The organism is Psychrobacter cibarius, from assembly GCF_016107535.1.
Taxonomy (GTDB): domain Bacteria; phylum Pseudomonadota; class Gammaproteobacteria; order Pseudomonadales; family Moraxellaceae; genus Psychrobacter; species Psychrobacter cibarius.
In genome coordinates this window covers 1-12,107 of record NZ_JABASQ010000020.1, presented here as the reverse complement: position 1 = coordinate 12,107, position 12,107 = coordinate 1, and the positions used below count along the sequence as shown (strand labels likewise).

Sequence of the window (12,107 nt, the reverse complement as noted above, 5' to 3'; positions counted from 1 at the left end):
CGATTATAAATCATTCTTAATACACCGCCTTTACCTTATCGTCATAGCGCACACCCGGTAAGATACATAACATCTCAAACAACAAGTTTGCCGCCAGTACTGAGGTGTTACCAAATGGATCATACGGCGGTGACACTTCGACTAAATCGCCACCCACCACATCAAGTCCGCGCATACCGCGAATGATTTCTATCGCTTGCGTTGAGGTCAAGCCACCGATTTCAGCAGTGCCCGTACCCGGTGCAAACGCAGGATCAATACCATCGATATCGAAACTTAAATAGACGGGGCCATCACCGAGCTTTTCGCGTACTTCTGCCATCAATGGTGTCAGCGACTTGTACCAGCATTCCTCAGCAGGGACTACACGAAATCCTTGCTGGGTTGACCAATCAAACTCTTCGGCGCTATAACCTGTACCACGTAAGCCAATCTGTACCACGCGGTTGCCATCGATTAAGTTCTCTTCGACAGCACGACGGAACGGTGTACCATGAGCAATTTTTTCGCCAAACATCTCATCGTTGATATCTGCATGCGCATCGATATGCACCATGCCGACAGGGCCGTGTTTTTTGGCAAGCGCACGCAAGATAGGCAAGGCAATGGTATGATCGCCGCCCAAAGTCAATGGAATAGCACCATGATTCACGATTTTATCGGTATAGAACTTTTCGATGATATCAATGCTTTTTAGCAAATTGAAAGTATTGATAGGCACGTCGCCGATATCAGCAACTTGTAAAGACTCAAAAGGCGCTGCACGAGTGGCGACATTATAAGGACGAATCATACGTGATTCATCACGAATTTGTCGTGGGCCCAATCTCGCACCGCTACGGTTTGACGCACCGATATCTAGAGGCACACCCACAAACGCCACATCTAATCCTTCTGCATCAGCTTGAGTCGGCAAGCGCATCATAGAAGCAAAGCCGCCAAATCTTGGCATATCGTTGCCGCTTAATGGTTGATTGAATTTCATACATCACATCCTTGTTTCAGTTTGTTTAAAATAGGCAATTTTTTATATGCTTTGACAATACCTAAATATTTGAAGTCAGACCATGGTAAAATTTAGAAGTAAACTTCTGGTTTTTCGTAGTAATTTAGATTTAACCGTTATTATCAGAAGTTTGGTATAAATTTGATGTTAGAAAAGTGATAAATAGAAGATGCATTTTGATGGACATCACAGCTACTGAGGAATAATGACCGATGCTAGATGAATTGATAAAAATAGACATCAAAACCTTGCGTAGCTTTATGGCGATTGTAGAGTGTCAGGGCGTGACAGCCGCACAGTCTCGCTTAAATGTGACGACCTCTGTCATTAGTGGTCATTTGACCCATTTAGAAGATCGCTTAGGTATGACGCTTTGTCATCGCGGACGCGCGGGTTTTAAGCTGACAGAAGATGGCGCAGCGGTTTATGAAGCCTGTTTGAGCTTTACTGAAGCGGTTGCCAGTTTTCAGCATCAACTGCACTATATTCGCCAATTGGATTCGGTGCGTGGCGGTCATATCCGACTGTGTCTCATTGACCAGATGCCGACGTTTTTTTATGATGCTTTGCGCCAATGCTTGGCTGCTAGCTATCGTGACAATCCCCTTATCCACTTTTCTATCGATGTGCAAAGCCCTGAAAGCATGCTAGAGAAGCTGCTAAGCAACGAGAGTGATATTGGTGTGGGATATTTTGGCAGTTTTCCACCACTACTCACTTTTCAGCCAGCATTTATTGAAAAGCAGGTGGTCTGCTGTGGACGCGAGCATCGATTGTTTTATGAGTCAGACGGGTTAACTTTTGAGGATTTGGAACAAAACTATCCATGGATAAAACGAGGCTATATTACCGATTTGAGTATCAATCATGTCCGCCCAAAAACCTTGAGTGCCACCACTTATCATATGGAGGCAACTGCGCAGCTCATTCTGGCGGGTCATCATGTTGGTTACTTGCCTAATGATTTAGCCAAGCGTTATGAAGAAATGGGGCTGATGAAAATACTATTGCCCAATGAGGCCAGTTACGAGGTCAAGCATCATTGGGCTTATCGAGAAAACTTACACAAACAAGTCGCCGAGTTCTTAAGTCAAATGACGCGTCTTTTGTGAATAATAACGGCAAATAGCTACCCTGCTGTTAATCACTCTAGATGCTTTAAACCAATCGTTCTAAGCTTTCCTTTATCATCCACTTCTTTTATGACCAACGACCATTCGTCATTGATATCGACCGTATCACCCGATACTGGCTTTATCTCTAAGCTATCATTGATATATTCAGCGACCGTTTGATCCCACATACTTTTGGCGCTGTCCTCAGACTTGGATTTGAGTTTATCGACAAGCGACTCAGACGCCATAATACCGGTAAAAAACGGTAAATCTCCAAGCTTCACACTTGGGGATAGCAGCCAATCGCCATAAAAATCATCCATGGCTTTATGGTCAAGGGTCGTATCATTGAAAATCTTAGCAATTTGGGTGGCGTGGTTCCCTGTCATCGCATACCACACCCTATCACCGCATTTGAGCTTGGTGTTTTCATCAACAATGATAATATGCTGCCTGCGTACCAAGGCAAAGACACTGATTTCATCAGGGCTTATGCGCTTAGAGATGGCCATTGGATGACGATCAATCGCAAATGCCCCTGACTTTACTTCAAACTCATATAAAGTAATGCTTGCTTTGTCAGATACCCAGACCTCATGCTCTTCTTCTGGGTCTTTATTACTAGGAATACGCACTTTAAATAAATTTGCCATAAAAGGAATGGTCGTGCCTTGTAAAATCAAAGACAAAACCACCACGCCAAAAGCAATATCAAACAACATAAAAGCGCCATCTATTCCCGCCATCACCGGTAATATGGCAAGCGTAATAGGAACCGCGCCGCGCAGACCTACCCAAGAAATAAAGCCGATTTCTCTGTCTTTAAATTTAAAGGGTTTCACACTGGTATAGACCGCAATAGGACGAGCAATAAAGATCATAAAAGCTGCAATCGCGACGGAGTAATACCAAACATCGATCACATGCGATGGCGTCACCAATAACCCTAGTACCACAAACAATACCGCTTGTGACAACCACGCAAAGCTATCCATCACCCGCATCACATGCTCAGTTGAGCGCACTTTATGGTTGCCAATTAGCACACCAGTGAGATAAATTGCCAGAAATCCACTGCCGCCAATCAGATTAGTCGCGGCAAAGACTGCCAAGCCAGCAGACATGATCAAAATGGCATACATACCTTCTGCCAAGTGTATTTTTGGTAATAGCCTTGCCAATAAATAACCAAACAGTAAGCCCATGCCCAAACCAAAGCCAAGCTGCTGTAATAACAACCCTAAAAAGCCCAGTATTGTCTGTCCAGCGGGATCAACATTTAAAGCGATTAATCCTGTCACTAGCAAAATAGCCAAAGGATCGTTCGCGCCCGATTCTAGCTCCAGTGTGGCTTGCACACGATCGTTAAGTTTGACGCCGCCATTACGCAATAGCGAAAACACCGCTGCTGCATCGGTTGAACCGACAATGGCCGCCATCAATAAACCAAGTCGCCAATCAACATCCAGTAGCCAGGTGACGAATATACCCAGTATCATTACCGTCGCAAGTACGCCCCAAGTGGCTAAGGTAATAGCAGGCTTGAGACCCACTCGAAATGACTTAAAAGACGTGCGCAGCCCACCATCTAACAAGATACAAGCAAGAGCCGCCTGCCCGACAAAGTTAGCAATACCATATTGGGCGAACTCGATACCTAAAATACCATCTTCGCCTGCCAACATCCCTACGATCAAAAACAACAGCAATAGCGGAACGCCTAAGCGCGCCGATAACGTACTTGCCATAATACTGGCGAAAATTAACAATGCCCCTACGAGATAGATGATATTTAAGGTATCCATCTTTTTTTAAGCCCTATTTTTATAAATTGTAATGAATGGAGTTATCGCGATCATTCTAATTTTAGTTTGCTACAGGTCGCACCATAAAATCGCTCTTAAGAATAACATCTACGACCGAATCTATAAAAATTATCTGTAGAAATATGTACCGAATTTTATATATACCTTTGATATATTGCCCTTTGACAGAGTTTACGTTTTTTTCTAACCACAACTAAGCCTGAATGTACTGCCATGTAAGGACCAAAATCGCTGCGGCTATTGTCCAAGCGACAACGCCGAACAGTAATGCCTTATATAAGCTGACGTAACCGATGCTAAAAAACACCACAAAGGTATAAATAAGGTGCGGTATGACACCGAGCATACTAAATATTAATGCGACTTTTAAATCAGCGGGGCTACGCTCAGTACCCACAACAAAGTGACTGATTAACGTAAATGTGGGGAACAGTGGCGCGAGTGCCGCCAAATAAAAAAATCTAGTTTGCGCGAATAATTGAATCGCCAATACCATTAGAGCACCAATAAGCATTTTTAACCAAATCACGACGGGGTCATCTCCTATGGAATGATAAGGGCTGGAAATAGCCCAATCCACCATGATACTAAAGTCTGCAAACCGACATAAGAGTAATAGCTGATTAATTAATCTATATGATAAAAAAGTGCAAAAAGCCCCATCTAGCAATGGTGCTAAATGGGGCTATTCATTTTTATGAAGCGAGTTTTTTATTACTCACTCAATCGTTTTTTGGCTTCAGTGCGGCACTGATATCGGCGAGTAGTGGCGGGATATCATGCTTATCTGCAATGACCTCCAACATAACCAACTTGTCTTTTACAGCTGCCGCTTGCGTAAGAGCCGCTTTTAACTCGCCTGCTGTTTCTGCTTTTAGCAGCAGACTATTATCATCGGTAGCACCAAAAGCTTTTGGCATCATCTGCCAGTTACACTTAGGAATATCATTATAGCGCTGGTTTTCACCATGAATCGCCCGCTCCACGGTATAGCCATCATTATTAATCAGTACAATCACTGGATTGATATGCTCTTGAATCATCACCGCGATTTCTTGAATGGTCAACAAAGCTGAGCCATCACCAATCAATAAGACACTGCGCTTGTTTGGCGATGCAATAGCCGCACCCAAACTTGCCGGCAACGTATAGCCAATCGAGCCCCACATTGGTTGTCCATAACAAGTCACGCCTTCTGGTAAACGCACATCACTGATGCCAAAATACGCCGTTCCCTGTTCTGCAAACACCAAATTATTATGGTCTAGATGATCGGCAATGATATGCCATAGATCCTCTTGAAGAATAGCCTCATCGTCTTTACCCTGCTGCTCATGCGGCTTGACTTCTTTACAGAACTGCTTTGGCACAATATTAATATCTGAGGTCAAGACTTCATGTAGCGTTTTTAGGGCGTCTTTTAGGGCAATGGGCGCAAAATTTTTGCCAGCAATGCTCGCGCGCTCATAATGCAAATCAACCACCGCATTTTCATCAATATCTTGGCTAAAACCTGCCGTCGTGGTATCGGTATATTGCACACCTATTTTTATTAAGCACTCACAGTTTTCGACTGCATCCTTGACCACGGGACGTGATGCCACGCCAGCATAAGTCCCTGCCCAGCGCTCACTATTTTCGTCAAGCAAAGTTTTGCCCCATGACAACGTTGTATAAGGAATATCCGTATCGGCAATCAATGCCTTAAGCTGATTTTGCAGCCCTAAACGATGCACCATCAAATCTGCCATCAGCGTCGTGGTTTTGTTTGGCAAAAACTCTATGAGCGCTTGTTTGAAATCTGCCAATGCTGCTTGACTGGTGATGTCTTCTTGGCTATCCACAAGCTTTGTAGTCGGTGGATAAATAGGTTGACGAGCAACGTCAGGCGATAGTAACAGATAGCCCGGGCGATGTTTTTTAAGAATTAAGCGAATCACACGATCGATTTCTGAGGCAGCATTTTCAGGGGTAAGCTGCGCTCGTGCTACCGTGACCGGCTCTACCATTTTAATAAAATGATTGAACACGCCGTCACCAAGTGAGTGATGGATGCGGCGCTTTGAATCTTGTAGAGCCGTACTTGGCGCGCCCACGATATGAAGCACTGGTGCATACTCAGCAAAAGAGCCTGCGGTCGCGTTAATCGCTGACAATTCTCCCACCCCAAAGGTCGTCACCATCGCCGCAAAGCCGCGCTCACGTGCATAGCCGTCCGCTGCGTAACCTGCATTTAACTCATTGGTGTTACCCACCCAGCGCAGCTTATCAGAGGCGATAATATTGTCTAAAAAAGTTAAGTTGAAATCACCAGGTACGCCAAATATCTCTGATGCGCCTGCTTCTGCGACACGATCAAACAAATAATCAGCGATGGTATATTGTTGACTCATAGTACTTATCCTTAAGTGTTATCTTTATAAATCATGAAAATGATTAATATGGTTAAAGTCATTATAAAACTGTATTCCAGCCTATTTATAGAAAGCAAAGCTTTTGGAATATAGATTACAACAATCTGTTATATCACAGATGAAGGCTAGGATAATATGCCAATTTACTATCTTTTACTTTTTTTCATACTAACTGTTGACACGTTCAAAAAACTGCGTATAATACGCCTTCATCAACTGACGATAGTTAATTGATAATTAGCGGGAATAGCTCAGTGGTAGAGCATAACCTTGCCAAGGTTGGGGTCGAGAGTTCGAATCTCTTTTCCCGCTCCAAATACTTAAAAAGCCTCACTTAACAGTGAGGCTTTTTTTTATCCAATTTTCGGGGGTTGTAGTGTTTTTCAGTATGAGTGACTCAGTCTAATTGCTAAGTTTAACTAACATATTAAAAGCTCAAAAATCAGCACCGTGACCAAAACGTGACCATTTCGTGTCCACGCTATAAACACTGATTTTGTAATCGACCCCAACTTATTATTCTTACCTTTATAAAAAACGATGCTAAGAAATATTTTATTAGCATCGTTTTTGCTTTTCCACTGCTTTTATAAATTGAGCTCATAGCGTGACCAAAACGTGACCAAATCATGGAAAAGCAAATATAAAAAATAACCCCAACCTTAATTCTATGCTTTGAAGTGCCTTGTATATATGGCTTTGCCACTTATTTCTCTGCATATATATTTTCTGTTTGATAGTTTTCAAGATTCTTCATCATCATCTTTAACATTTGGCTTGTAAATAAATAAGTCACCCACCTGCACATCTAAAAACTCACATAACTGGTCAATAGTATTGAAATCAATTCTTGAGGACTCTTCATTATATAGTTTATGAAGCGTTGATTTGCTCATGCCTGTTGCTCTTACAACATCTGCTACGCGCAGTTTTTTCTCTGCCAGAATCACAGGAAGTTTAGACACAATCATAATTAATACCTCTTTTCGGGTAAAAATGCTTTACATTGAGGTAAAAAGATAATATAGTACACAAATCGGTTATTAATTACCTCTAAGCGGGTAAATATTAACTGATTCCTTCAAGATGCATTTTTACAGGTTGATAAAATAATTTTTATTCTATCACTTAATGCGATGACTTAATAACTGAAAAGAGGTAAATATCATGAGCAATACTTATTTAACAACTGATGAGCTAGCCGAACGTATCAAGTACGACCCACGTACTATCCGCAATCAAATGAAAGACACTGTTTTGATTGAGAACATTCATTACATCCGCCCTTTCGGCGGTCGCAAGATTTTATATGTCTGGGAGCGTATTGAAGAAGATATGTGTAAGCCGGTTATGAGCGCCATCAACGGTATGGCACTTCAGTAATAAAAGGAGAATTACTATGGCTACTATACAAGGACGGTTTGGCAAACTAATCGCCGACTTCTACTATCTAGGTATACGTTGTCGAGAAAAGACTAGTTTGGAAGATAACCCAGCTAACAGAAAAAAATTAGCGACTGTTTTGAAAAAAATGGAAGCAGAAATAACCCTAGGCATTTTTGACTATGGCGCTTACTTTCCAAAGAGTACACGTTTAAAAGAGATGACCGCACTGGCTGATAGAGCGGAAGCTTGTATCAGTCGCAACCCTACCTTTAGGCAGTTTTCAGAGATTTGGTATGAGGAGAAGAAGATTGAATGGCGGCCGAGTTATCGGCAAAAGACGCAGATTATTTTGAACAAGTACTTGCTACCTGAGTTTGGTGGCAAAGCGGTACATGCCATAAAAAAACCAGACTTGCTGACCTTCCGTAGCTCTCTCGCCAAAGTTCGTTACGGTAAAGAGGGTCAGTCAAGTCTGTCAGTAGCACGAATCAATCAGATCATGATACTTCTTCGTATGATACTAGAAGAAGCGTCAGATCGCCATGAGTTTGAGATGCCTTATAAAAATATTAAGAATCTCAAGCAAGCTCGTCCAGATGTAAACCCGTTCACACTGAGTGAAGTATGGCTGATTTTAAAGCATGTCCGAGCTGATTATAGGCCCTACTACACCATTCGCTTTTTTACAGGAATGCGTACCAGTGAGATTGAGCTATGCTGAAGAAACCGTAGAGGTAAACTTGGTAACCTAAGCGTATTAATCGGAGTTTATCATGACCAAGAAAGTAAGGACCTACAGTGACGAATTTAAAGCCGAAGCCGTCAAGAAGATAGCAGACAATAATGGCAATATCTCAGCGACCGCAAAGCAGCTTGGCATCGCCATGCAGACCTTATCTAATTGGCACAATAAAGCCAATCAAGGCAAGCTTATCGGTACAGAACAATATGATCCTGATCTTATGACAGCTCTTCAGGAAATAAAGCAGCTCAAACTACAGCTTAAAGTGGCTGAAGAGGAACGAGAGATCCTAAAAAAGGCCGCCGCGTACTTTGCCAAGCACAGCTCGTGAAGTACGCTTTTATAAAAAACAATAAACCGTTCTTTACTATCGCAAGCATGTGTAAGGTCTTAGCTATTAAGCCATCAAGTTATTACGATTGGCTCAGTCGTGACATCAGCGACCAACAAATACATCGTAACCACTGCGAGCTATTAATTAGAGCTGCTCACAGTGAAACCCGTGAGCGCTACGGTGTTGAGCGTTTGCATGCAAAGCTAATAGAGCAAGGCCATGACATTAGCTTGTACATGGTCAGACGAATCAAAGAAGAATACAGCATTAAATGTCGTCGCCATAAGCGCTTTAAAGTCACCACCAACTCCAATCATAACAAGCTTGTCTATCACAACGTGCTTGACCAGCATTTTGACGCTAAGCGTCCTAATGAGTCTTGGGTCAGTGACATCACCTATATTTGGACCAATGAGGGCTGGCTGTATTTAGCAGGTGTTAAAGATCTCTACACCAAAGAGCTTGTCGGCTACGCTATCAACAAGCGCATGACCGCAGATTTAGTGTGCCATGCGCTTAATATGGCCATTAAGAACAAACGTCCAAGCCAAGGGCTGATTGTGCATTCTGATAGAGGCAGTCAGTACTGTAGCCATGCGTATCACAAGATCATCGAGCAGCATCATTTTAAAGGCTCAATGAGTGGTAAAGGTAATTGCTTTGACAATGCTCCGATAGAAAGCTTCTGGGGTACATTAAAGAATGAGCTTGTATACCATCAAGAGTATAAAACAAGGTTTACAGCGACCAACGAGATCACACAGTATATCGAGCTGTATTACAACCAGACTAGGATTCAAAAAGGTTTAGGCTATAGATCGCCAAGACAGGTGTGGTTTGATTATTATCGTCAAGCTGCGTAATTAAAATCTCCCAAGTTTGGCTCTACGGATTTGACGGCAGGGGTCATCTTCACACGTTTGTGAAAACTAGCATTATCCATCACGATCACGCATTTGGTCTTAATATTTGGAATAAGCGTGTATTTGTACCAGTCATAGAATACATCTCCATTGATGTTTATCTCAAAGTAATCAAGTGCAAATAGCATTTTTTCATACAGAGCACCGATGACATTGGTACGTTTTTTAGCTTGCCAATTGTAGCTATCGATACAGGGTTTACCTATCGGTGCATAGCCATAAGGACGAATAGTTTCAGCTTCAAAGCCACTCTCATCCATATAAACAATGGGATAGCCTTGCTGCTTAAAATCATCAAGCTTATTCTGATATATCGCTCTTTTTATTGGACACGCTTTTGGATGCTCTAAGGTCTTTTTTTTGGCTGATATTTAATCTTTTTAAGGCATAGCCAATACCTGATTTACTACAGTTTAAACGCTGTGCTCGCTCATACAAATAGTCATCTGGGTATTGATTAACGTCTTTTAGAAGGGCTTCATTAGGTATACTGGTTGGCGTTTTGACTCTAGTCGTTTGGATGCTTGGGTCTATAAGCCAGCGCTGTAGTGTACTCTTGCTGATATTGTAAAAAGTACAGGCCTGACGGATGCTCATGTCTTTTTGATCAATGTTTTTGATAACTTGTGCTCGAAAATCTGCTGAGTAGGTCATCTTTTATATTTCACTTTGCTTGGTTTAAAAGTATTGTACCTTTTCTATTTTGGATTGACTATATTGTCAGCTATCTGAAGAAAATATTACAAAAAATTCAGCCTAAAGAATCTCGCTATCCTAAGTTTTTTCAGTCATCAACTCCACAGTCTTTGACACTGCATTATATAAAACCATCCCAATTACTGGTGGACTGGTTTACTCATGGAGTAGACAAAGAAATAAGTATCCTGCTGACTGAGCAACGATCATTATATGAAAAAATTATCGTTCAATGGGTGATTTTATTATTAAAATCACCTAAAAAACCTGAGCGCACAACCATTGATGGTTACCTTGGCGTTATCGGCTATGAATGGTGCTACTTTTACAAAGAACAAGATATAGATGGCTGGGATGAAGAAGATTTTGCAGACCTTTACGAGGATATTCTAGAATATAAAGCTGTGGAACGAGGCAATACTGATATTCAATACCCAGCAAAACTCTTACAGCGGCTGCACAAAGTAGCAGAAAAATATTTTGATTTTCCATCTGTCACAATTAAACAAGCCAAAACGCAAATTAAAGTACGCTCAGAGTGGGTATCACCACAAGCCTACTATGCAACTCTCAATCAAATAAAGATTTCAATAGACAGCATTGAGCGCGACATGCTGATGTCGCTATTTATCTTAGCCTACAGAACAGGTATGCGAAAAAAAGAGCTCTTAGGTCTTAAGATTAATGATATTGAAGGACTAAATTTAGGCGAGCCTTCTGCTGTACTAAGACCGAATAGCTATCGTAAGCTTAAAACAGAGATTAGCAAACGACGGGTGCCTATATTTGCACTGTTGACTCCTACTGAACTGCGTTTTTTTAACCGCTATGTTCGATCTCGAAGAGGACAAGGCGAACAAACCTATATTTTTAGCTTGTCGACAGACTCTCAGCCGCTCCCTTCACATGTCCCTTTACAGTTATTTAAAAAAATTATGGAAGATGTTACTAACAAGGAAGTTGGCTTTGCTTTCCATGGTTTTCGTCACACTGCAATCACTAACTTAGCCTTGGTATTAAATGCTAGATCCCAGTTAGCAACGGCCCTTACTGGCTATAGTGAAAACCATATCGGCACTCTTAAAAGAGGAGTCCTTGGTGTAGATGCAGAGGGACCTGATAAATGGTACGCCTTGTCAGGTATTATGGGTCACCTATCTATCAAACGCAGCTTTGAGTACTATCATCATGCTGCAACTTTGATGGGAACCTTTGAGCTTGCAGACGCAGACATCCGTTTGCCAGCATCAATATTTACAAACATCACAGGCATTGAGAATAAACGCATAAAAGAGAATAATATTATTGCTCAGGGTGATTCGATCGCTTTAAGGGATGTTGCAAAGCTACTATTTAAAGACTCTACGCAAAGATACTATAAAAATTCAATAAAGCATCCTATTTTTACAGCTAATATTTTTGAGTCTGCTGAAGTGAAACTATTCGACTCTTTTTCATCAGACGAGTTGTTGACTCGTTATGGTATCAAGCAAATAACCACTTTGTTGAAAGCGGTTCAAAATGATTACACTATTAAAGAGGCTGCAAGCAAAGCAACTATAATGTTGGCAGATGCTGAAGTGCTAGGGCGTGTCCCTAATCTGTAAAATTAAGTATAAAGGCTTTAAAATAAAGAGACTATTTCAAACAGGGCTCTCTAAATTA

The 12,107-nt window shown here is 41.7% G+C and carries 12 protein-coding genes and 1 tRNA gene; 6 read left to right on the top strand and 7 right to left on the bottom strand.

All coding sequences use genetic code 11. The features are described from left to right. Nucleotides 1–16: 16 nt before the first annotated feature. Nucleotides 17–985 (bottom strand): agmatinase, encoded by a 969-nt coding sequence (gene speB / locus JFC08_RS10740; RefSeq protein ID WP_055125012.1) that lies wholly within the window; start codon nucleotides 983–985, stop codon nucleotides 17–19. A gap of 233 nt (nucleotides 986–1,218) precedes the next feature. Between speB and JFC08_RS10735 the strand changes: the two genes are divergently transcribed. After that, nucleotides 1,219–2,118: a LysR family transcriptional regulator gene (locus JFC08_RS10735; protein ID WP_198330680.1), complete on the top strand. Its 900-nt coding sequence runs from the start codon at nucleotides 1,219–1,221 to the stop codon at nucleotides 2,116–2,118. A gap of 32 nt (nucleotides 2,119–2,150) precedes the next feature. Here JFC08_RS10735 and JFC08_RS10730 read toward each other — a convergent pair whose 3' ends face one another. From JFC08_RS10730 to JFC08_RS10720, 3 genes are all read right to left on the bottom strand, one after another. Further along, nucleotides 2,151–3,926, bottom strand: coding sequence for a potassium/proton antiporter (locus JFC08_RS10730; protein ID WP_198330679.1), 1,776 nt, complete (start codon nucleotides 3,924–3,926; stop codon nucleotides 2,151–2,153). 214 nt (nucleotides 3,927–4,140) lie between these two features. Beyond that, entirely contained in the window at nucleotides 4,141–4,476 is a 336-nt protein-coding gene (locus tag JFC08_RS10725) for a GlpM family protein (protein ID WP_228138995.1), read from the bottom strand. Nucleotides 4,477–4,669: 193 nt separating this feature from the next. Beyond that, nucleotides 4,670–6,340 (bottom strand): alpha-keto acid decarboxylase family protein, encoded by a 1,671-nt coding sequence (locus tag JFC08_RS10720; RefSeq protein ID WP_198330678.1) that lies wholly within the window; start codon nucleotides 6,338–6,340, stop codon nucleotides 4,670–4,672. A 261-nt stretch (nucleotides 6,341–6,601) separates the two neighbouring features. On the opposite strand from JFC08_RS10720, the gene JFC08_RS10715 reads away from it, so the two are divergent. Next, nucleotides 6,602–6,676 (top strand) — tRNA-Gly (locus JFC08_RS10715). A 428-nt stretch (nucleotides 6,677–7,104) separates the two neighbouring features. On the opposite strand, the gene JFC08_RS10710 is transcribed toward JFC08_RS10715, so the two are convergent. Continuing rightward, nucleotides 7,105–7,332 (bottom strand): helix-turn-helix domain-containing protein, encoded by a 228-nt coding sequence (locus JFC08_RS10710; protein ID WP_045454365.1) that lies wholly within the window; start codon nucleotides 7,330–7,332, stop codon nucleotides 7,105–7,107. Between the two features lie 196 nt (nucleotides 7,333–7,528). Here JFC08_RS10710 and JFC08_RS10705 point away from each other — a divergent pair, with 196 nt between their 5' ends. From JFC08_RS10705 to JFC08_RS10695, 3 genes are all read left to right on the top strand, one after another. Further along, nucleotides 7,529–7,744 (top strand): hypothetical protein, encoded by a 216-nt coding sequence (locus JFC08_RS10705; protein WP_045454368.1) that lies wholly within the window; start codon nucleotides 7,529–7,531, stop codon nucleotides 7,742–7,744. 16 nt (nucleotides 7,745–7,760) lie between these two features. After that, a complete protein-coding gene (locus JFC08_RS10700; RefSeq protein ID WP_227697738.1) occupies nucleotides 7,761–8,468 on the top strand; it encodes an Arm DNA-binding domain-containing protein in 708 nt (235 codons plus the stop codon). 52 nt (nucleotides 8,469–8,520) lie between these two features. Next, nucleotides 8,521–9,686 (top strand): IS3 family transposase gene (locus JFC08_RS10695; protein ID WP_198330677.1). Its coding sequence is split into 2 segments (ribosomal slippage): nucleotides 8,521–8,779 and nucleotides 8,779–9,686, totalling 1,167 coding nucleotides; the frame shifts between segments, so codons are not numbered across the junction. Here the strand turns inward: JFC08_RS10695 and JFC08_RS10690 are convergent. Both JFC08_RS10690 and JFC08_RS10685 read right to left on the bottom strand, forming a co-directional pair. After that, nucleotides 9,674–10,006, bottom strand: a complete 333-nt coding sequence (locus tag JFC08_RS10690) for a transposase (protein ID WP_198330676.1) — start codon at nucleotides 10,004–10,006, stop codon at nucleotides 9,674–9,676. The two genes, JFC08_RS10695 and JFC08_RS10690, sit on opposite strands and share 13 nt — an antisense overlap. A gap of 40 nt (nucleotides 10,007–10,046) precedes the next feature. Continuing rightward, entirely contained in the window at nucleotides 10,047–10,400 is a 354-nt protein-coding gene (locus JFC08_RS10685) for an IS630 transposase-related protein (protein WP_198330675.1), read from the bottom strand. On the opposite strand from JFC08_RS10685, the gene JFC08_RS13995 reads away from it, so the two are divergent. Beyond that, nucleotides 10,373–12,049: a site-specific integrase gene (locus JFC08_RS13995; RefSeq protein WP_198330674.1), complete on the top strand. Its 1,677-nt coding sequence runs from the start codon at nucleotides 10,373–10,375 to the stop codon at nucleotides 12,047–12,049. The two genes, JFC08_RS10685 and JFC08_RS13995, sit on opposite strands and share 28 nt — an antisense overlap. Nucleotides 12,050–12,107 lie beyond the last annotated feature (58 nt).